This window comes from Pelosinus propionicus DSM 13327, from assembly GCF_900114615.1.
Classification (GTDB): domain Bacteria; phylum Bacillota; class Negativicutes; order DSM-13327; family DSM-13327; genus Pelosinus; species Pelosinus propionicus.
On record NZ_FOTS01000006.1, the window covers coordinates 1 to 20,541 of the forward strand.

Annotated in this window: 20 protein-coding genes and 1 pseudogene; 1 reads left to right on the forward strand and 20 read right to left on the reverse strand. The window is 40.2% G+C overall.

Going from position 1 to position 20,541, the window contains the following annotated elements:
• The 16 genes and pseudogenes from BMZ99_RS26695 to BMZ99_RS27325 form a co-directional block, all read right to left on the reverse strand.
• Window positions 1-218: pseudogene (locus BMZ99_RS26695) on the reverse strand (hypothetical protein); the annotation flags it as partial.
• A gap of 178 nt (window positions 219-396) precedes the next feature.
• Window positions 397-1,074, reverse strand: coding sequence for an HAD family hydrolase (locus BMZ99_RS04175; protein ID WP_090933482.1), 678 nt, complete (start codon window positions 1,072-1,074; stop codon window positions 397-399).
• Between the two features lie 146 nt (window positions 1,075-1,220).
• Window positions 1,221-2,042, reverse strand: a complete 822-nt coding sequence (locus BMZ99_RS04180) for an HAD-IIA family hydrolase (RefSeq protein ID WP_090933246.1) — start codon at window positions 2,040-2,042, stop codon at window positions 1,221-1,223.
• A gap of 21 nt (window positions 2,043-2,063) precedes the next feature.
• Window positions 2,064-3,428 (reverse strand): sn-glycerol-1-phosphate dehydrogenase, encoded by a 1,365-nt coding sequence (locus BMZ99_RS04185; RefSeq protein ID WP_090933248.1) that lies wholly within the window; start codon window positions 3,426-3,428, stop codon window positions 2,064-2,066.
• 178 nt (window positions 3,429-3,606) lie between these two features.
• Window positions 3,607-3,972 (reverse strand): PTS glucitol/sorbitol transporter subunit IIA, encoded by a 366-nt coding sequence (locus BMZ99_RS04190; RefSeq protein WP_090933251.1) that lies wholly within the window; start codon window positions 3,970-3,972, stop codon window positions 3,607-3,609.
• 70 nt (window positions 3,973-4,042) lie between these two features.
• The gene (gene srlE / locus BMZ99_RS04195; RefSeq protein ID WP_090933253.1) at window positions 4,043-5,017 is read right to left on the reverse strand and encodes a PTS glucitol/sorbitol transporter subunit IIB; all 975 of its coding nucleotides are present in this window, start codon (window positions 5,015-5,017) and stop codon (window positions 4,043-4,045) included.
• A 36-nt stretch (window positions 5,018-5,053) separates the two neighbouring features.
• Window positions 5,054-5,590, reverse strand: coding sequence for a PTS glucitol/sorbitol transporter subunit IIC (gene srlA / locus BMZ99_RS04200; RefSeq protein ID WP_090933255.1), 537 nt, complete (start codon window positions 5,588-5,590; stop codon window positions 5,054-5,056).
• Between the two features lie 103 nt (window positions 5,591-5,693).
• Window positions 5,694-6,068 carry a transcriptional regulator GutM gene (locus BMZ99_RS04205; protein ID WP_090933257.1) on the reverse strand — a complete coding sequence of 125 codons (375 nt, stop codon included), beginning with the start codon at window positions 6,066-6,068 and terminating at the stop codon, window positions 5,694-5,696.
• Window positions 6,069-6,236: 168 nt separating this feature from the next.
• On the reverse strand, window positions 6,237-7,199 hold the full coding sequence (locus BMZ99_RS04210) for a sugar-binding transcriptional regulator (protein WP_090933259.1): 963 nt from the start codon (window positions 7,197-7,199) through the stop codon (window positions 6,237-6,239).
• A gap of 187 nt (window positions 7,200-7,386) precedes the next feature.
• Window positions 7,387-8,679, reverse strand: a complete 1,293-nt coding sequence (locus BMZ99_RS04215) for an NAD(P)H-dependent oxidoreductase (protein WP_090933261.1) — start codon at window positions 8,677-8,679, stop codon at window positions 7,387-7,389.
• A 293-nt stretch (window positions 8,680-8,972) separates the two neighbouring features.
• Window positions 8,973-9,167 carry a hypothetical protein gene (locus BMZ99_RS04220; RefSeq protein WP_090933263.1) on the reverse strand — a complete coding sequence of 65 codons (195 nt, stop codon included), beginning with the start codon at window positions 9,165-9,167 and terminating at the stop codon, window positions 8,973-8,975.
• A gap of 81 nt (window positions 9,168-9,248) precedes the next feature.
• Window positions 9,249-10,499 (reverse strand): PTS galactitol transporter subunit IIC, encoded by a 1,251-nt coding sequence (locus BMZ99_RS04225; RefSeq protein ID WP_090933265.1) that lies wholly within the window; start codon window positions 10,497-10,499, stop codon window positions 9,249-9,251.
• A gap of 83 nt (window positions 10,500-10,582) precedes the next feature.
• On the reverse strand, window positions 10,583-10,885 hold the full coding sequence (locus tag BMZ99_RS04230) for a PTS sugar transporter subunit IIB (RefSeq protein WP_090933267.1): 303 nt from the start codon (window positions 10,883-10,885) through the stop codon (window positions 10,583-10,585).
• A 39-nt stretch (window positions 10,886-10,924) separates the two neighbouring features.
• On the reverse strand, window positions 10,925-11,392 hold the full coding sequence (locus BMZ99_RS04235; RefSeq protein WP_090933269.1) for a PTS sugar transporter subunit IIA: 468 nt from the start codon (window positions 11,390-11,392) through the stop codon (window positions 10,925-10,927).
• A complete protein-coding gene (locus BMZ99_RS04240) occupies window positions 11,376-14,339 on the reverse strand; it encodes a sigma 54-interacting transcriptional regulator (RefSeq protein WP_090933271.1) in 2,964 nt (987 codons plus the stop codon). The genes BMZ99_RS04235 and BMZ99_RS04240 overlap by 17 nt, the downstream gene beginning before the upstream one ends.
• Before the next feature lie 33 nt (window positions 14,340-14,372).
• Entirely contained in the window at window positions 14,373-14,504 is a 132-nt protein-coding gene (locus tag BMZ99_RS27325) for a hypothetical protein (protein ID WP_281246744.1), read from the reverse strand.
• 149 nt (window positions 14,505-14,653) lie between these two features.
• On the opposite strand from BMZ99_RS27325, the gene BMZ99_RS04245 reads away from it, so the two are divergent.
• Entirely contained in the window at window positions 14,654-15,715 is a 1,062-nt protein-coding gene (locus BMZ99_RS04245; RefSeq protein ID WP_090933273.1) for an NAD(P)H-dependent glycerol-3-phosphate dehydrogenase, read from the forward strand.
• 50 nt (window positions 15,716-15,765) lie between these two features.
• Here the strand turns inward: BMZ99_RS04245 and BMZ99_RS04250 are convergent, their stop codons facing one another.
• The 4 genes from BMZ99_RS04250 to BMZ99_RS04265 are packed head-to-tail and all read right to left on the reverse strand — an operon-like array spanning window position 15,766 to window position 20,534.
• Window positions 15,766-16,989: a CaiB/BaiF CoA transferase family protein gene (locus BMZ99_RS04250; RefSeq protein WP_090933275.1), complete on the reverse strand. Its 1,224-nt coding sequence runs from the start codon at window positions 16,987-16,989 to the stop codon at window positions 15,766-15,768.
• A 29-nt stretch (window positions 16,990-17,018) separates the two neighbouring features.
• Complete coding sequence (gene fadK / locus BMZ99_RS04255; protein WP_090933277.1) at window positions 17,019-18,668, reverse strand: medium-chain fatty-acid--CoA ligase; 1,650 nt, start codon at window positions 18,666-18,668, stop codon at window positions 17,019-17,021.
• A gap of 52 nt (window positions 18,669-18,720) precedes the next feature.
• The gene (locus BMZ99_RS04260) at window positions 18,721-19,731 is read right to left on the reverse strand and encodes an electron transfer flavoprotein subunit alpha/FixB family protein (protein WP_090933279.1); all 1,011 of its coding nucleotides are present in this window, start codon (window positions 19,729-19,731) and stop codon (window positions 18,721-18,723) included.
• 2 nt (window positions 19,732-19,733) lie between these two features.
• A complete protein-coding gene (locus tag BMZ99_RS04265) occupies window positions 19,734-20,534 on the reverse strand; it encodes an electron transfer flavoprotein subunit beta/FixA family protein (RefSeq protein WP_090933281.1) in 801 nt (266 codons plus the stop codon).
• Window positions 20,535-20,541 lie beyond the last annotated feature (7 nt).

Consider the following 20,541-nt stretch of genomic DNA (forward strand, 5'->3'; position numbering starts at 1 on the left):
TAAACGATAATTTTGAAAAGCATTTTAGGTGAGACTACTGATTTTCTGCCTTTACGAGAATACGCTTTGTATAACAGCGAATAATCAAGTTGATCCATTATCTTACTTAACAGCCTGACCGAATCGTTTTCTGGTATGAGGATTTCGATAGGAAGCGGTAAAACTAGTTGATATGAATTTGTTTTTGTTGTAGGATTTATATGTGTAAAGTTTTTCATAGCAGTTTAATTCTACACCAAGAGGCAGGTTCTTCGGAACCTGCCTCTTGTATTTTTAATACATATAAGGGACTATCTCAATTTCTTATTGAGACAGCCCCTTCTATTTAAAGAAGCAAAATCACAATCAATACGTATTTCTATAATTAAATTACTTGATCCCATGAGAAAACTCCAATTACAAAGAATTCGTGGCTGATTCTAGAAACACAATATTATAAATGTCTTGTGGCTGTTTTACGACATAAGTGACATTGTGATCACTTAATTCTACCTCATCACGAAATCCCCACAACACGCCAATACTATCCATGCCAGCGTTTTTCGCTGTAAGCATATCTGTTTTAGAATCACCAACATATAATACTTCTTTGGAATCAAGCTGCATTTGCTTGGCAATTTCTAAGGCAGCTAGAGGATCGGGCTTTTTAGCAAAACCAGCACGCTCACCATAAATAGCGCTAAAGACAACATCAGGAAACAAATATCGCAGTAGTTTATTAGTATAATCATTACGCTTGTTAGAATTTACGGCTATTGGCATCCCCTCATGATTGAAAGCTTTCAGCAAAGAAACAATTCCTCCATATGGTTTTGTTTCTTTCTTGTAGTTTTTATGATACGCTTTGATAAATTTCTCTACCCCTTCTTCAATATATGCCAGTTCTATATCTTCCGGCATACTTTGCTCAATTAAGTCATGAAAATCTTTATCAATTATTGCTCGATACTCTTCTTTTGCATGTATAGGATACCCATAGCTGGCAAGAACCTCGTTCACACTATTAGAAATATCACTCAATGTATCCAATAAAGTACCATCTAAATCAAAGATAACTCCTTTATATCTATTCATCGGCAATACCTTTCCCATGGATTCTGCCATGGCGTTTAATATAAAAAGCAAAGACGCAAAGCACACAAAAGAGTCTATTTTAACATATCTTTGTGTCTTTGCGTACTCTGCATTTTAACGTTTCCTGGAAGAGACGTATGATTGCCCTAGCAAGTTTCTTCCAATGCTTCCTTAACTTGCTTTAATGAAGGGAATACCAGTGTAGGCTTTACTTCACTTTCAGGAATGTCCACTAATTGACTTTCACCAGACAACACTAGAATCGTTGTTACATTATTTCCTTTTCCAAGAGCAATATCTGTATATAGTCGATCTCCAACAATCGCAATTTCATCTTCTTGGCAGCCAGTATTTTCTAATATATACTGCAGCGTATGAGCTGTCGGCTTACCAAAATACTCAGGCTTAGCACCAGTTGATGCCGTAATTAATGCGCATATGGCTCCACAATCGGGAATATATCCGCCTTCTATGGGACAATTAAAATCAGGATTCACTGCTAAAAACCTTGCTCCATTTCGAATGAAAGTACATGCTTTCGTCAAATTATCATAAGCCAGAGAAGTATCAAAGCCGACAACCACAATGTCGGGATTTTCATCTACTAATAAAATCCCAGCTTCCTTAAAATCATTTTGCAGATATTCATTGCCCAGAACAAAGACAGTTTGATCTGCCGCATGCTTTTTCAGATAATTGATAATAACATGATTAGAAATAAGCATCATATCTTCTTCTACGTAATACCCCATATTACGAATACGGTCCACATATACCTTGGTATTTTTGGAAGAGTTGTTCGTAAAAAATTTAAATTTAATTTTGTTCTTTTCCAGCGTATGCAAAAAGTCTATCGCACCGTCTAAAATCCGTTTCCCCAAATATACAGTACCATCTAAATCCATAACGAAGCATTTGATCTTTCTCAATATCTCTTGCTGCTGTGTCGTATTTATTACTGGCTCCATCAACATGACTCCTTTCTATAATTATATATATTTTTTAATATCGTGGGTGAACTCTTCTAATAGTCCCAAGTCAGATAATAAGTTAAGAATGGTATAACGGGGACGCACTTCTTTTGCTACCAAGAGGCTATCCAACACGGTTTGTTGATCAACACCAACTTCCTCTGGCTTAATGGGTGCTCCAGCTCCCTTCATTAAACTTTCAACTCGGTCTGCTTTTTCTGCCTCCTTGGCAATGTTAATAATTTGGGGGAAATTTTCCTTGATGACTTGAATTCTAGAAATTCTTGCTTCTATGGAATTTCTGCCATCCTTTTCGCTCATAGACAAAATACCAGGTGCAGCCTTTCCATAAAGTTCACTGATTGATTCTCGCCACGCCTTTTCATCAAAAATACGAGCCTTGCCTACCGCTTCCTCAAAATCAACTTGTTTTTCTACTAACATTTCATAGAGTCTGGCTACAATAATACTAGTCAATCCTACCTTTGTACCATGCAGCAAAGCTTCTTTACCTTCAAATAAGAACTTCATCTCCCAAAAGTGAGAAATATGATGTTCCGCCCCTGATGCCGGACGAGAATTTCCTACAAAACTCATTGCAATCCCTGTACGAACTAAACCATCCATAACATTTTCAATTGCAATGTCTTCTCGATTTTTTACCCCATCAATATTATCAACACATTTCTTAATCGCATCGCTTGAAATTTTAGCAGTGACATCACAATAATACTCATTATTTACGATGCGGCTTATCTGCCAGTCACTTAATGCAGAATATTTTCCGATCATATCCCCAAGACCTGCTAAAATCATCCGCATAGGTGCTTTCTTTAAAATCTCAGTGTCACCAATAATAACTTTCGGATAGGAAGATTCCACACTGGTTTTTAGATTATCAATAATTAATGCGGAGCTGTCAGAAGCATATCCATCCATAGAAGGTGCAGTCGCCACTACAATAGACGGGATATTGGTTCTACGGCTGATGAATTTTACAATATCATTTAAAGTTCCTGATCCTACTGTAACTATGAGATCTGTATTTTTTTCGACCTGCAACAGCAATTTTCCAACTGCCTCTTCATCTGGCACTAAATCTCGAGTCACTTTATATACGTAAGACTTATAAGATAAATGTTGTTCTGCAAGCAGCGAAGCGACTCTCTTCCCAGCTACTTCATACGTATTTGTATCAGCAACAAGCAACACTTTTTTCGCACCTAATGTTTTGACTACATCTGGCACTTGATTCAGAGCATCCTTTTCAATAATTACTTTTTCAATATTGATACTATGTGGTTTTCCACATTGGCATTCCAATTTGGCATTTAAAAAATCATTACTTTCTAATCTACCGATCGTATCCAATGTCAATTTCATTGCCATCACATCCTATTCATATTTTTAGAAAGAATACTCATCTTTTCTGACTCTTATTTATTTCTCAAGGTTATAAACCGTATTTTGCAAATCTTGATGCGGCATCCCATCAGCACATCGTTTTTAAAAAAATTGCTATTTGTTCTTTAAGGAGACAAATAGCAATTTTCTTACTTTTTTAATTGCCTTCGATTCGAATAATATCATGCAGAGAGATCTCCGGATGACCTTCGCCCCTTAATTCAATCTGCCCTGGCAATTCGACTGTATCGCTGCCAGTGAATTTAAATGTGCAGTGTCCCAATTCCTCCAACGTTTTAAGTGCCTCATCTCCAATAGCCGTAATCGTATATTGTGTTTTTCCTAAGGTTACTCTATCGCCAACTTGAATTGGTCTTTTAATTTCTCCTGTTGTGTGCATAATCGAAATTTCTTCTAAGCCATCTAAAGGGCATGTATCAAAGATAATAAGATCCCCAGTAGATTCCATTAATTCGCTAGCCATATCTCCTATGCTCGTCACTACAACTTCATATTTCATCATTCACTTCCCTCTCATTTCATAATGTGTGTCTTCAGGAATCAACCATAAGAGAAGCAATATTTCTCTACATTTAACCAAATAATCCTATGCCCATGAAATAAGCAATTACTACCGATAAAGGACCTGTCACCAATCTTGACATGAGGATAACAGGTACCCCAAGTTCAATCGTTTCTGGTTCCGCCTCACCTAAGCTCAAGCCCACAGGCAAGAAGTCGCAGCCAACTTGAGGATTGATCGCAAATAAGGCCGGCAGAGCAAACTGTGGAGGAATATGGCCTGCACCAATTTCAACACCAATCAAAACGCCTACTACCTGAGCAATAACTGCACCTGGTCCTAGCATCGGCGATAATACTGGCAGAGAGCATATAACAGATATAATCAATAATCCAGGAAGGCTTCCTGCATAAGGAGAAACTACATTTGCCACAATATTTCCTAGACCTGACTGCAAAATGATACCAATAATCATACTTACGAAAGCCATAAAGGGTAGAATGCTGGTCATAACCGTATTAATTGTATGACGACCGGATTGAAAGAAAACCCCGACTACGCCACCTACGGCTTTACCAAATCGAGCCAGGATATTTCCCTTTTCTGCCGGAGCTTCCTGCGCTGCTTGCTGCGTAGCTGCTGCTGGCGCAGTTGAAGGTTCAGGAGGAGTATATTCCCCTTCAAATAAGGTAAGGCAGGATTCCTTAACACCTGAAACATAAATGTCTTCTGTAATAAACTGAGCTAACGGTCCGGACTTTCCTACAGGCAATACATTCACAGTGAAAATTCTTTTTTTCGGATATACACCGCAGCGTGCAGTACCGCCGCAATCAACAACGGCAACAGCAATCTGATCATCGGGAACACCTGTTTTAAATCCATTTACCAGCTCTGCACCAAGCATTTCTGCAATTTTAACTGCTACAGGATGAAGATCACCACCAGTGATACACACTACTTTATTCCTTGTTTCTGTGGTTCTTATAATCAAAGGACCACCAAATCCACCTGGACCTTTTTCAATTCGAACTGCATTACTCATAACACTCCCGCCTCCCTATCATTACTTTTCGCCCAATTATGCCTTTACGGTTTGATTATTTTTGCGATTCATCATATAGATGGTCATTCTTTCCGTTAAAATGCCTCTAATTAAGATTACAATCACACCAGTAATAAAATAGCGGACTGCTAATTCACCTAACGGAAGACCCAAAGCTGTGATACCGCTGGAAATCCCTACCCATACAAATAATTCAGCAGCATTGGCATGCGGAAACAAACCAGTAATCGGATGAACAAAAGATATGGACGCATCCATAAATGCAGGTTTATACTTTTCCGGCAAAAACCTGCCAAAACTATAGCAAATTGGATTCGTTAGAAAAAATACAGCCATAATAGGAAATATCGTATAGCGTAAAATAATATTTTTCGTGGCAGCCTTGGCAATCCGATTCACTCGTTCTTCTCCAATTAAACCAATCAATGAGTTTACCGCCGTAATAAGAACAATCAGTGTCGGAAGAATCCCCGTAACTAAGCCTACAAAAACTTCTCCACCTTTTTGAAATAGTGCAATGAAACTTTGAGCTAAGTGCGCTAATACCAGCATGAAATTTTACCTCCCTTTACTTTTTCCTTGTACCATTTTCCCCATTTAAACGACTTCCCTAACGCCTCCTTTCCAAACGTACGAATCCATATAGACAAATCAATTACATAGCCTGCAGCTTTAATAATTGACTTTCAATCTGATTTAACGCATCCAGCATTGCTGTATTCTTACTGTCTTCTCTGTGTATTTTTTCTTTTAGTTGACTGATGCTGCACCCATTAACTTCTTTAAAATTCTTGAATCTAGCTAAGATGCTAAACCCTTTCATCATTCGACCTTCTATAATATCTCCGACTTCATTGCTGACCAGAATAACAATCGTACCAGCAGACAGCTTTCTTTTTTTTGAACCGATGCCAATAACTCCTTTTTTTCTTAGTTCATCAACATTACTTCGAAAGTCTTTTACTTGAAAATACGTTAAAATCATTTGCAGGACATAAAACAAGAAGGCAATCAGCAGTAATTTTTCCATACTTTTCCTCCTTTTTTTCTGTAAACAATAGTAGTTTAAGATGTCTTGACCGATAATTCCAAATTTTCTAATAATATTTTAAGGGAAAATAGAAAGATTCAACTTGAAAATGATGAATACTTTCCCTTGAAACGAACTAGACCGCCACATAAATCATTTTATCTCTTTCTACTTATCATTTTTATAATCATTAATTGCTACTGCATTACTATAGTTTGTGATGAGTACATCAATGACTTTGCTATGCAAAGCACCAATTATTGCCTTTACTTTTTTCTCACCACAAGCTACGCCAATCACCGTTTCAATTTCTTTTAAATCCGTTAAATTAATTCCTACCACTCTCTTATTAAAATCAAATCGATCCGCATTACCATTTATATCGTAAAATTGCAGGCAGATATCTCCTACTACACCTATTTGAGCAAATTCATTCGTATCATCTTCATTAAAATATCCTGAAGTCATCATCGTTGACCCCATATCTGTCGGTGAACCAATTCCCACAATGCCAATATTACACAACTTGGAATGATCAATCACTTCTTTAATACTCTGTTCTTTTAGCAGTGCTTTTTTTACATTTTCGTTACTGACTACAGCAGGGGCATGCAGCAATTTAAAATTTCCACCAAAAGCTTGTGCAAATCCCATAACAATATCATTCGGATGAATATCAATTTTAGATTGCCCTACCCCTCCAATCAAAGGAATGAAGGTTAATTTTCTTTTTTCGTTACTATTGATATGTTCTGCAATTGCCTTAAGAGTAGTTCCCATTGAAATTCCAAGAGTATCACCATCTTTTACAATCCTTCGCAAATATTTGGCAGCCGCTTTTGCCAGCTGTCTTTTTTGCATCACTTCGTCAGCCTCATCTTCAACAATGAGCACTTCTCTAATCTTAAACCGCTGTTCAGTTCGCCTCTCCAATTCCTCAAAATCACGCTCAAAAGGGTTAATAATTTCAATCTTTACAATGCCTAAATCTCGCCCCTCTTTTAACAGTCTTGAAATCGTAGGCCTTGAAACTCCCAGGATATTACTAATTTCATTTTGCGTATAATACTCTTCATAATATAATTTACAGCATTTCACAATTAGACGACTATCATCAACTATCTTTTGCATATCTGCTCCCCCCAATTATGTTGTTAGTATATTTATCCAGTTCACCAAAATAATATAGTATTAACCACAAATTGACAATAATAATTTCTTCAATCCTTCAGGAAACTAAGAATTATCCTATACTAACGTTTATTCATTTTTAGGAGAACATTACCCTATTGCAAAGAATGCAACTTCTATGAATTTCTTATGCAAATAATTTATCTTGAAGCCTTCTCATTTGGAGAATGAAAGAATCCTCGCGCAGCTGCACCATATCATAGGTAATAAGATCACCCTTCTTAACATCTTGTTTTAATATTGTATCTTTGTTGACTAAGCCAACAGGCAGGGCATTCATTTGTTTCGCTATTTCATATCTTTCAATTGTTCCATAGACAGTATATCCACCAATTCCATCTAAATGATCACCTGCTTTTAGATCCTTTTTAGCAACGGTTATCACTTCTGATACTAGACCTCCCATTGGTGCAATTGTGGCTTGATGATCCAATACAGCCTTAGCTGCCGACAAAGGAGTTTCTAAGCTGCATAAATGATAGGGACGATACAATATATAATTAGGCCCTTTCCCCATACTTACGTATTCCATCTCAGCTCTTACTTCAGGCAGTTTACTTGTCACGATTACAAATACTCCAGGAGCAATACCATTCACGAAATCTACAACACCATACTGATTTAATACTCCATTTTCTTCTTTTAAGCTAAGTAACTGCGGCAGATCCTTGACCTCACCACTGATGCCATGCCCTCCTCTTACATCGCAGATGTAACCAGTAGCATTAGACATACATGCCATCTCAACCATTGTTTTCGTTCCTTCTTTAAATGATGCCAGCATGTGCGGACTAACGCCCCTTCTAGTAGCTTCTTCCAAAACAGTATCTGGGTTACAATCAAAATCCAGTACGTTATTTTTACCTTTTCCGATTACCCTAACCTCGAACCCTGACGCTACTGCAAAATCATATAGTTCCTTCACTGCCCCTGGCTCATCGCCTGCAGCCCCAGTATAAATAACACCTGCCGCGTCAGCAAATTTCTTTAGGATGGGTCCAATTACAACATCCGCTTCTGCATTCAACATTACAATATGTTTCTTGCCAAGTATCGTATCTAAAGCAATTTTTGCTCCTACTTCTGTCACTCCTGTTGCATCAATAACAACTTGGATGACTTCCGATTTAGTAGCAACATCACTATGATCCCCAATAACAGACTTGCCTTCTTTAATAAACGCATCTGCTTCGGCAGCAGTCTTAGCATATTTAATATTACTTTCATCAATTCCTGCATGCAAAAATGCTTTTTTGGCATTTTCTATATTAATATCTACAACGACTGCCGGTGTCATGCCTTTCATCAGGGTCATCTGACTGATCATACCTTTTCCCATCTGCCCCGCTCCAATGATACCTGTCAATATGTTCTTTCCGTTCTTTTCTAATTCTTCTAATTTATAATTTAATCCCAGCATTTACTCGTCCTCCTACTTTATTTATTCACAATATCTCGCTTATTTTTACATTTGTTCAGCGCCTTTACCTATGTTTACACTTAGTATACTTTCATTTTTTAGAATAGTCAATTATTTTTTATTGCTTTTTTTTATTTATTTTTTACTATTTTTTTATTATTTTTTTCGTTAAAACGACAATAATATTACCATTGCAAAGTTAAAAAAAATCAAATTCTTTATATATAAAGAATTTGATTGGTCTACAATTTTCATTTGAATAACAATAGCGTAATTCGGCAGTCTTTTAGGATTTAAATTCGATTGAAGAATATCTCTTTTTGCTTCTCTTTAGGCCTGATCTGTTTCCATTTTTTCTGCTTATACACCCGCCAAGCAAGTCCTCCGGCAACAACAGCACCATTAAGGACATCCTGATGAGAAATATATGAATCTACCATGCTGCTCAGATAAGGTCCAGCCATGGCTCTCATCATTTCATAAACCATAAGTTACCTCCTTTATTCAATGCTAATGATCGGATTGTAGTACCGACGAGTTTAGCCTTACGATATATAGTCAACTCTAAATTAATGGAAAATTCCAACCATTTTAAATATGATATAAGGAATTAGATGAGCCCCCCCATCAAGAGAAGAAATGGCAGCAGTACCTTCAGGGAATGGGAAGTTTACTTGTTTTGCCATCAAAGTAGTAACTGGTGCCAAATCGGTTGCAATATATAATATACCAACCATAAAAATCGTGCTGATAATAAGTCCCCTAAAGACATTTCCTTTCGAGGGAGCTACAGCCCAAAGTAAGCAGAAGGGCAAACCAGCTAGATCAGTGAAGGGCAGAATTCTATTACCCGGAAGAACAGCAGCCAAGAGCAGGGTAATCGGAATCATTAAAATGCAAACAGCCATTACTGAAGGGTGACCAATAACAACAGCAGCATCCAAACCGATAAATACTTCTTTGCCAGGAAATCGATTGCTAAGATATTCACGTCCGCTTTCAGACAATGGTAATAGACCTTCCATTAAAATACGAACCATTCGCGGCATCAGGAAAAGTACAGCTGCCATATTCACGCTTAACTTGACAACACTTTCTACAGTATATCCTGCCAATATTCCAATAAATGCACCAAGAACCAGACCAATTAACATAGGCTCTCCAAAAACACCAAACCGTTCTTGAATCTTTTCCGGATTAATATCAATCTTATTGATGCCAGGAATATTGTCAATTACTTTATTTAACAATATTCCAAGAGGAGCCCAGGATATGGACTCCGTATGCGGTAATGATATGCCCGGCATATCAAAAACTTTTGCCACATACGGCTGCGTCCAATCAGCCAGCTTAAGAATAATTACAATGGTAATGCCGGAGGCAATAATGCCCAGAATAGCACTGTTTGTCAGATACATAATCAATGCACCAGAAAAGATAAAATGCCAGTAATTCCATAAATCAATATCCATCGTTTTGGTCCAGTTCATAGACAGCATCAAAACGTTAATGAACAGACCCATAATAAAAACGGCTGGAACAATCGGTGTACCAAAGCTGATCGCCGCAGCGATCGGCCAGCCAACATCCATTACATCAAGATGCAGTCCCCAGTTTGTAACCATAGCCTGGGTTGCTGGCGACAAATTGCTGGTAAGCATACTTATAACCAGGAATATTCCGGCAAACCCCATACCGATCGTTAAACCAGAACGAAAAGCCCTAGGAAACCCCTGCCGAAAAAGCAATCCTAAAAGCATAATAATGATCGGCATCATGACCGTAGGTCCTAAATCAAGAATAAAATTTATTATTTGCACAAACTTTCCTCCTCCATATTTGGGTTATATCTTCTCTAGGGTTCTGCAAAGATTGTATTCTAAAAGTTTAGAGTAGTAAGATCCTACTCTAAACTCTGCAAATAAGCAGCAATTTCATCAGCTAACTTATCCATACCCATGCCCGTCAAAAACGGTAATCCGCTAAATTTCTTGGTGCCATGTAATGCACTATCATTAACCGGAGTCGTTGCAACTACCACATGGGGAGAATATACGGGAATTTTCCCAGACGCTTCTACTGCTTTACATTCAACCACTTCTACTTTCAACCCCCGTTTCGTCAAATATTGCTTACATTTTTCTGCAGCAACGGTTGAAGTAGCAATTCCTGTGCCGCAAATGGTAAGTACACGAAATGTTTTCATCTTGTTTTACCTCTTTTCTTCATCTTTTCTTTTCACTGTTTAAAAGTGAATTTTATCCTTTAGCAGCCGGCTAATATCTGTTACTGATTGTGTTATGCACAGTTGATTCAACAAGGACTGATCCTGAATGATCTGCATCAATTCGGATAATAATTTCACTTGATTGTCACAATGATTCATAGCTAGCATAAATATAATTTTTACATGTATTGCCTCCTCAATGTCACCCATGTTTTGAAACTCGACAGGTGTTTTAAAAATCCCAACGGCAATCATCGGCGCTATGACATGGCATATGTCAGTGTGTGGAATTGCCACTCCATTTTCTCCTGTTGGCAATCCAGTAGGAAAAGAGCGCTCACGCCGGATAATAGCCTCACTGTAGGTATCGCGGACATATCCCGCCTTATACAGCATTTGTGACATCTGCCGCAATGCATCCTCTCTATCACGGACTTCCAAACCAACGGCTATCACTTTTTCGTCAAATTCAAAACATTTGCCCATCTGTAATCACCCTCATAAATTGTTCTATATTTTTGGATTGCTTCATTTTCATCAGCTGGTCGCGGTCATTTAACAAGAAATATAATTTTTTAAATTCATTTTTTTGATAATTGTTGAGAGCCAGCATAAATACAATCTCTACCCGATACCCATCAACCCACTCGATCGGCTCTTGAAGCGTCATCACTGCAATAGCTGGCTTCAGGATATATTCCGGACTGCCGTGTGGCAATGCCACATCCTGAAATAAGGTTTGCGCTAATGCCTCACGCTCATAAATGGATACGATGTATTGTTCTCGTACATGTCCCTGACTCATTAATGTCTGAGCCAACGTATTCAAGACTTCATTTTTGTTTTTAGGGGAGCAGTTCAGCAATACAAGTTCCGGTCGAATTAATCCATTTTGCGAGTACTGTCCAGCCTCAGAGTAAATCATTCCTGCTTTATTTGAGGAGCTGCCGCGCAATTGTATAATCCTCTTTAATTTTTCCAAGCCATTTCCTTTTACAATCTCCTTCGCGGTAATAAACGGAATGCCGGGTACCACTGTACCCAAGGTTCCTATCACAGCCAGAAGATTATAATTCTGCCCGATTTGCCTTAAACGGGTCTGCAGATCTTCTTCTACTAAAGCTCCCATGGTAATGATCTCTATCTGTTTCAGACATTGCGGCATATAATCGGCAATCATTTTTGCCATCCACTCTGCCGTTCCCTGACCGGTAAGGCAAATAGTTACAATTGCATCTGTCAAATGATGAATTGTGCTTATATGGCACAAATCCATTTCATAGTTTGAATTGTCCCAGTGCAGCGCATTAGCAATTTCCTCAATATCCGCATCCGGAGCCAATGCCTTGCGTACCGCTTCAATCACCATCGGTGTATTAACCCTAGTTACCATACGCGTTACTATACCTGTACTATCGGTAATCAGCTTGCCGAACCCCACCAAAGACCCCATATCCACTAACATCAGAACCCCTTTGCCATTATCCGCCTGCCGTACGATATGCATAGCCCGCTGCAATGTATCTTGAGAACTCTCCTCTAATGGCATTTCCAAAGCTTTAGCATAATCAACACCGAGCAGTCGATTCGCGACCTGCACCATTCCCTCGGCTACCCGTCCGTGGGTGAGTACCACAACCCCCACATGAACTTCATGTAGATGATCTTTTTTAGCATACGATTTTAAGTACATCGCAATAAAAGCTGTCTCATCTTCCGGCAGGTCCATTCCAAGATAATAAGAAGCGATTTGTGCCATTCTCTCTGCCAATTCATACTCTGCCGGATATTCAGCCTGCATCTTCTGAAGTTGAGGATTGACAATCAGCTTATGATTCATCCGGATGCGTTCATAAGAGGCAGCTAAATGGGTAGCCAAACAATATAACAAACTATCATCAATATCTGGCAGCCGGGTTCTAGCCAGCTTTATCATTCGATCAACGGCATTGACGATTTTTCCGCCCACAATTTTTTCTAAATCCTGCCGAATCAGGTTTTGCTTATTGCCTTGCGCCTGCTTAATGAGCTGCCGTACCTTAGCCTCAAGTTCATCACTGATGACACGATTGATAATCGCAAGATCGATTCCCTGATTTTCCATTTTAATATAATTGTCTTCAATTTCCTGATATACTTCATTCGGCAATAAATACGTAGGTTCCACTAATGGTGCCCTTTGTTCGTCAGTCGGGGAGATCTCCAGATCCCCCTGGAGAATTTTTTCTATGATAGGACGCTGCTCATTTAAAAGCAGCAACCCTTTAACAACTTGATGGGTTAAATCATTAATTTCTATCTTTAATATTTTTTCTTTTTGTGCCATATTCTTCAGAAAAGCCCGGGCACAGGCAACCTGTATATCTGATCGCAATTGACCAATATTGCCATGACATTCATACATCAGTAAGGCAACTACTGCGTTATACGAAATCCTCATTGTCAATTTGATACGGCTGACTTCCTCACGAATAAAACTTACAATGATTTGAAATCGTTCTTCCAAAGGACGCTGGGCGATGGCTGGCAGCTCAATTACCATTGGAATACGTCGGCGAAAAGGCAGCAGCAGAAATGACTCGATATTTTCTGTCGTCGCCGCAATCAGCATCAAACTTACATTACGGAAGGTATCACTTTCCCCCAGCCGCCGGAACTTTCCTTTATCAATTAGATAATAAAGAATTTCTTGTCCTTCCGGCGGCAGCCTGTGAATTTCGTCTAAAAATAAAATCCCTTGATTGGCTTTTTCCACTAAACCTTCTTTATCCACTTCCGCGCCGGTGAAAGCGCCTTTCACATAACCAAACAATTGCGCCAGTAATAACTGTGGTGTCTCTGCATAATCGGCGCAGTTAAAAACCACAAAAGGAGTATCACTTGGTTTTGTGCCAGATTCCAAAGCAAAACGGTGCATACAATAAGCTAATTCACTTTTTCCAACACCAGTTGCCCCAGCAATTAAGGTATGCAGCCCCTTATGCGGGTAAAAAACGGCCGCCTTAGCCAGCTCTACTTGCGTCCGCAAACTGCCTTGCGCGCCGATTAAAGCATCAAAAGCGGTTTGTGTTTGTTTCACTGGCAGATTATTGACCTCACTACTGTTAGGCGATTCTGGTTTTGCTGCGGAAAAGGCACCTTGCATTTTCATCTGCTGATATAAGTCACTAACCATATGCCTGGAGACACCAAAACCATTTTCATTTAACTTTTGGGTCAATGCCCTTTCTGACAAATTAGGATACTTGTTTACTAAAACATGAATCTCTTTTTCCAGTAATTCTCTCATTCTCTGTCTTGAATTTCCAATGCCCAGTGATCGCCTGAGCTTGACTACATCACTCCTTCCCATCCCTAATTGGGCAGCAATTTCTTCATCTGTCAGAGGATTCTTTTTATTTTCCTGATTAATAATTTTTAATAACTGTCGCATTTATTTACCCCACCTTCGCCTATAAGATGCAAGTTATGTACCAATGATTGCCACGTTTTGTGCTCTGGTCCTTGTCAAGACTTGATTCTTCTCCACTTCTATCGATCGAAAATATTTTCCAGCAGAACAAATCCAACCAATTTCCCCAATGCCTGGTTCAATCATGCACACATTGTACCAGGCTCTACTGCCAATGAAAGCGTTTATACAATTGATTTTTTCATAAGATCTGCTATAATAAATCCGACGGATCAGATCCTGTCAAGCTGTCGCTTTTTACTCCACCTAGTAAAAAGTTAAGGAGCGTGACAGCTATGTCGAAAATAACAATTATAGGTGCAGGTGCTATGGGCAGTGCTCTGACTGTACCTCTTATAAAAAACAATCATGAGGTTCGTTTATGGGGAACCGAGCTGGATCATGAGATCATCAATGCCCTGCTGGCCGGAGAACCTCATCCCAAGCATAAATGTTCGTTGCCCTCAGCAATTAGACCTTTCAAAGAAGAATCGCTGGCTGCGGCTATGCAGGATACTGACATTGTCATTATGGCGATTACGTCGGACGCTTTGGGAATGATATTTGAACGGGTCGTGCCTTATTTGCATCCCGGCATGATAATCGGCTGCGTCTCCAAAGGATTTGAATACGATGGGAACGGCAACGTTGTCCTGCTGCCGGAAATTCTGAAGGAACGGCTGCCAAATCACCTTGCAGATACCCTTTCTTTTGTCTTTATCGGCGGTCCTTGCAAGGCTGTCGAAGTCGTCTGGGAATCGCCTACTTCAGTTACGTATTCCAGTGCAAGCTTAGCCTCCGCCAAACAGCTTCAAAAAAACCTAATGACTGATGTCTATCGCGTTGAAGTCAATACCGATGTAACCGGAACCGAAATTTGTGCCGCTATGAAAAACGCCTATGCCGTTGGATTAGGCATGGCGGAAGGCTTTAAAAAACGCAAAGGCTTTTTGCATAACAACACGAAATCTGCTTTGTTCACTTTTGCCATAGCAGAGATGGGCATTCTATCTCAGGCTTTAGGGGGTACTCTTCTTTCCGTATATGGACTTCCCGGGGTAGGTGACCTGGAGGTAACCGGAGAAGCCGGACGCAACCGAACACTGGGCGAAGTGATTGGCGAAGGACTGACCGCCAGTCAGGCTGTCACAAAGATGAAAGAAGAAGGAATCACTGTCGAAGGCTATCCCGCTATTCGTTTTGGCTACTTGCTGGCAAAACAGCTGGAAAGGGAAGCCAAGCTGGCGGTCAGCGATCTGCCATTACTGACCGGCTTGTATAAGATTCTCTATGAAGATGCACCGGGCTATGAAACAATCACAACACTCCTGCAGCAATGCACCGGTGCTTATAAATAAATAGTAGATCCGGCGGAAATCCGCCGGATCTACTATTTATTTATGTACAATTACAGCTCACCGTGAAAGCATTTAACAGCACCAGCAGCTTCCAATCTGACAACATCAGCCTCAGAGTATCCATATTTCAACAGATACTCACGGGTATGGTAGCCAATAGGCTTTGAAGTTCTAAGCTCAGGATCACCGATGCTCTTTATTCTAATTGGACTTGTAGGAATCATCCTCTTGCCGAACTCTTTGTAATGCAATGGCCTTAAGATATCGTTAGCATACGCTTCTTCATCGGCAAGAACATCGTCAACAGTGTGACATTTCTGATATGGAATCTCATTTTGCTTAAAGATAACTTCCCATTCATCAAATGTTTTTGCGGCAAATGCTTCATCAAGCATTTTAATTACTTCGCCGGTTCTCTTATGTTCGCCGATTACCTCAAGGGTATCATACTCTTTATTCCCCACTAAATGCCCAAGACCAAATGCGGTAAACATTATATCAAAATACTTATTGTAATTGCCATTACAGATCAGGAACCAAATATCATCTTTGGATTTGTAGCAATTGTTTGTAGGACAGGGAACTTCTTTTCTTGATCTAGGATATTCTGCACCAACCTGACGTGAAACCATGGCAAGCTGCATCCCCCAGACAGCCGTGTGGTAGAGGTTGACAACAACCTTATCCCCCTTGCCGGTTCTTTGCTTGTTAACCAAGGCAGCCAAAACACCCGCAGTCAGAGCAATGGCAGCGTTAAAATCGCCGAATGCAACTACTACATTAACAGGGCTTTCCCCTTTCTGGGGAAAGCTGGTAATCAAACCGCCCCGAGCAGAATAAGCAGTAGCATCAAACCCCTTCGAATCCTTTTCCGGCCCTCTTTCACCATAGCCTCTCATGTGACCGTAGACGATATGCGGAAATTTGGCGCTGATGGTTTCGTAGTCCAGACCTAATTTTAATAAGGCCTTATCTCTGAAGCTTGTAACAACAATGTCAGCACTCTCAATCATCTTATAGATGAATGCAAGCCCCTCCGGATTCTTAAGGTTAACGCTAATCCAATTTTTGTTCATACTGCTCATATCGAATGCAGGATCCTCAAGATCATTTCGTTTCATACCAAAACCTGGCCCCTGGGTACGCTGCTCATCGCCAGTAAATGGCTCAATCTTAATAATTTCTGCGCCCATCTCGCCAATAATTCGCGGGCATGCCGGTCCTGCTACATAAGATGTTAACTCTATTACTTTGATTCCCTCTAAACCTTTCATTTGCGCCCCCCTCCCTTTTGCTTTGTTCATTAAATACTCGCTCTATTCAGCCTCTCCAGGTTTATTTTTTTTATAATGTCTTGGCGCAGCACAAACTTTTGAATTTTTCCCGACGGAGTCTGGGGGAGAAACTCTACTATTTCGATTCGTTCAGGATATTTACACTTAGCCACATTCTTTAATGCAAAAAAAGATTTTACCTCTTCCAATGTTAGCCCCAAATCAGCATCATTTAGCACCACATAAGCACAAATCCGTTCCCCCAGCCTTTGATCAGGCATCGCTACCACACCTGCTTCCCGAATGTTTGGGAATTGGAGAAGAATATTTTCAATTTCAACACTGCTTATATTTTCTCCACCGCGAATGATAACATCTTTTATTCTCCCTGTAATCCTGATGTAGCCATCATCATCCATAATGCATAAATCACCGCTGTAATACCATCCCTCATCATCTAAGACTTGAGCAGTCAATTCAGGTTCTTTTAAATAACCTATAAAGACATTGGGTCCGCGGGATGCCTGCTCTCCCTCAATTCCTGCCGGCAGCGGATGCCGTGCCTTGTCAACGACGCGTATCTCTACACCTGGTACAGGCACCCCATCAGTATTGAATACTTTTTCAACAGGATCGTGCAAACCTACGGCAGTATGGGGTACACTCTCAGTAGAACCGTATACACTCAGTACTTTCAGTCCCACGTCCAGTGCTTCTTTAACGATGTGCCTGGGTATCGGGGCTCCGCCGCACAAAAAGAAACGTAGTGAAGAGATATCGTATCTTTGTTTATTTAAGGAGCAAAGGATATCATGGACAAATGGTATGGCACCCATGCTGCAGGTGCATTTCTCACGCTCAATTAATGCAAGACAAGTATCTGGCTTAAATATATCCTGCAATACACTTTTAGCAGCAAACATAAAGGTTGCAGTCACACCGTGATGAAAACCAGTAGCGTGCGCCACTGGCGCTGGCATCAGCATCACATCGAGATTACTGAAATGAAACGCCGCCGCAAACGCTTTTTCACTGGCAATAATATTATTATGGGTAAACATAACACCTTTAGGAGAGCCACTTGTTCCAGATGTAAAGAGAACGGCAGCAAGATCATCTGCTTTACAAATGGTGTCACTCGCTAATGGGCGGTATTCTTGTATGACCTTGGTAAATGTATGGCCCTCATTAACTGTCTTCTCCTTTTCTACCATAACTGTTTCCCGTAGACTAGGAATTGTCTGAACCAGCAAATCTACCATTTTTAGATAGTTAAATTGTCTAAACTCAGCCGCATAAAAGAATACTTTCGATTCACATGTAGTAAGAATATGCAATAATTCTTCGGCACGATAACATGGCAGGATAGGGTTTATAACTGCCCCCACCTTTAAGCACGCCACGTAAATTACCGTAAATTCAGCCCAGTTAGGTAATTGTACAGATACAAAGTCACCTGGTATCACCCCTGCGTCTTTTAAAAAGGCTGCTACTCTATCAGAAGCATCATCAAGTTCAGCATACGTATAGCAAGTTCTTTCCAGGTCCACCACCGCTATCTTTTCCGGAGAGCTTAAAACCGCCATCTTCCAGTAATCTGCCAGTGTGGCGTCACCCCAGTAGCCCTTTTGGCGATATTCCCGTTTCCGCCATTCTGTAGACGTTAGCCTTGAAGACATTCCACTCCCCCCCTGATCAGCGTCTCAAGCTGAATAAGGTTTCTTACTTCATTTAATTTGCTTTGATCTTCCTTATTTCTTCAATCAAAACAGGGACTACCTCAAACAAATCTCCTACGATTCCATAATCAGCAACACCAAAAATAGGTGCATCTGAATCTTTATTGATGGCCACAATGATGTCTGATGAGGACATTCCTGCTAAATGCTGAATCGCTCCTGAGATACCGCAGGCAATATATATTTTAGGTCCAACCGTTTTCCCTGTCTGCCCCACTTGATGAAGAGGGGATATCCAGCCGGCATCAACAGCAGCCCTAGACGCTCCTACAGTGGCTTCCAACACTTCAGCCAGCTCTTTAATGCAGGCAAAATTTTCAGGTTTCCCTAAGCCTCTTCCTCCGGAAACAATAATTTCTGCTTCCTCTAGATTCACTGCCGTTTCCCCTGCAGCTTTTATAAAGCCTATAATTTTTGTTCGAATCTCTTCTGACGGTGTCCTAATTTCCTCACGTATAATAGCTGCTGTTCTGCTAAAGTCAGGCTGTGTCTTTTTAAACACTCCCGTCCGTACCGTTCCAATCTGCGGTCTTGAAGCAGAGCATAATATCGTAGCCATAAGATTTCCGCCAAATGCAGGTCTTGTCCAGGCCACATCTCCCGTTTCCTCATTAATTTCGAGTCCTGTACAATCTGCTGTCAAACCGGTCGCCAACCTGCAGGATACCCTTGGTCCTAAATCTCTGCCATTATTCGTAGCTCCAATTAAGATCACCGATGGCTTATACTTTTCTACTAACCTCACCATGACATTAGTATAGCCGTCAGTATTATAGTCCGTATATTCTTCGCCCTCTACTACAATAACCTCATCCGCGCCATAGGCAGTCACAGTTTTAGCAGCAGCATCCAGCTGTTTGCCAATCACAATGGCAATCAGTTTCTCATAATTAGCATCTGCCAGGACTCGCCCTTGATTTAACAGTTCTAAACCTACATTTCTAACTTCACCGTGAGCCGTTTCAATAAAGACCCATACATTTTTATAATCCTTACTATCCATTGTTAGCACCCCCGATTCAATAACTTAGCAACAACTAATTTTTCAATAAACTTAAGAGCTGACTCTCTGCCTGTACCTTCTTGAATTCTTATACCTGACTCTTTTCTAGGCGGTGTAAATGTTTTCTTTACCTTGGTCGGCGACCCCTTAAGACCAATTTTTGTTAGATCAATTTCTGGCAAATCCGCAGCCGTTATCACTTCTATCACAGCTTTATTCGCTGCCATTTTACTTTTTATATTTGCATATCTGGGTTCATTAATTGATTTAATAACTGTGCATACTACGGGAAGTTTAGCTTCAATTACCTCATAGCCTTCATCATGCTCTCTCTGAACAGTAATTTTTTCTCCGCTAACTTCGATCTTGGCAATAAAGGTTAGCTGTGCAATTCCAAGATGCTCTGCTATTTCGGGTCCGACTTGTCCCGTGTCACCGTCGATGGCCTGCTTACCGCATAAAACCAGATCAAATTTTCCCAGCTTTTTAATTGCCGTTGCTAATATATAGCTCGTTGCCAGGGTATCTGATCCCCCAAACAATCGATCACTAATTAACACCGCTTTATCTGCTCCAACGGATAGGCATTCTTTTAAAGCAGCTTTCGCTTGATCAGGTCCCATGCTGATTACCGTTACACTGCCGCCATGTGCTTCTTTAAGCTGCACCGCTGCTTCAAGAGCATTTTTATCAAATGGATTTACAATACTTGGCACACCAGCTCGAATCAGCGTATTGGTAACTGGATCGATTTTTATTTCCGCAGTATCTGGTACTTGTTTAACACAAACTAAAATATCCATTCTCTGT

Excerpts from the sequence above, each read along its gene's own strand:
- BMZ99_RS04175 (WP_090933482.1), bottom strand. The coding sequence starts at position 1,074 with ATGAATAGATATAAAGGAGTTATCTTTGATTTAGATGGTACTTTATTG.
- BMZ99_RS04180 (WP_090933246.1), bottom strand. The coding sequence starts at position 2,042 with ATGGAGCCAGTAATAAATACGACACAGCAGCAAGAGATATTGAGAAAG.
- BMZ99_RS04185 (WP_090933248.1), bottom strand. The coding sequence starts at position 3,428 with ATGAAATTGACATTGGATACGATCGGTAGATTAGAAAGTAATGATTTT.
- BMZ99_RS04190 (WP_090933251.1), bottom strand. The coding sequence starts at position 3,972 with ATGATGAAATATGAAGTTGTAGTGACGAGCATAGGAGATATGGCTAGC.
- srlE (WP_090933253.1), bottom strand. The coding sequence starts at position 5,017 with ATGAGTAATGCAGTTCGAATTGAAAAAGGTCCAGGTGGATTTGGTGGT.
- srlA (WP_090933255.1), bottom strand. The coding sequence starts at position 5,590 with ATGCTGGTATTAGCGCACTTAGCTCAAAGTTTCATTGCACTATTTCAA.
- BMZ99_RS04205 (WP_090933257.1), bottom strand. The coding sequence starts at position 6,068 with ATGGAAAAATTACTGCTGATTGCCTTCTTGTTTTATGTCCTGCAAATG.
- BMZ99_RS04210 (WP_090933259.1), bottom strand. The coding sequence starts at position 7,199 with ATGCAAAAGATAGTTGATGATAGTCGTCTAATTGTGAAATGCTGTAAA.
- BMZ99_RS04215 (WP_090933261.1), bottom strand. The coding sequence starts at position 8,679 with ATGCTGGGATTAAATTATAAATTAGAAGAATTAGAAAAGAACGGAAAG.
- BMZ99_RS04220 (WP_090933263.1), bottom strand. The coding sequence starts at position 9,167 with ATGGTTTATGAAATGATGAGAGCCATGGCTGGACCTTATCTGAGCAGC.
- BMZ99_RS04230 (WP_090933267.1), bottom strand. The coding sequence starts at position 10,885 with ATGAAAACATTTCGTGTACTTACCATTTGCGGCACAGGAATTGCTACT.
- BMZ99_RS04235 (WP_090933269.1), bottom strand. The coding sequence starts at position 11,392 with ATGGGCAAATGTTTTGAATTTGACGAAAAAGTGATAGCCGTTGGTTTG.
- BMZ99_RS04240 (WP_090933271.1), bottom strand. The coding sequence starts at position 14,339 with ATGCGACAGTTATTAAAAATTATTAATCAGGAAAATAAAAAGAATCCT.
- BMZ99_RS27325 (WP_281246744.1), bottom strand. The coding sequence starts at position 14,504 with ATGATTGAACCAGGCATTGGGGAAATTGGTTGGATTTGTTCTGCTGGA.
- BMZ99_RS04245 (WP_090933273.1), top strand. The coding sequence starts at position 14,654 with ATGTCGAAAATAACAATTATAGGTGCAGGTGCTATGGGCAGTGCTCTG.
- BMZ99_RS04250 (WP_090933275.1), bottom strand. The coding sequence starts at position 16,989 with ATGAAAGGTTTAGAGGGAATCAAAGTAATAGAGTTAACATCTTATGTA.
- fadK (WP_090933277.1), bottom strand. The coding sequence starts at position 18,668 with ATGTCTTCAAGGCTAACGTCTACAGAATGGCGGAAACGGGAATATCGC.
- BMZ99_RS04260 (WP_090933279.1), bottom strand. The coding sequence starts at position 19,731 with ATGGATAGTAAGGATTATAAAAATGTATGGGTCTTTATTGAAACGGCT.
- BMZ99_RS04265 (WP_090933281.1), bottom strand. The coding sequence starts at position 20,534 with ATGGATATTTTAGTTTGTGTTAAACAAGTACCAGATACTGCGGAAATA.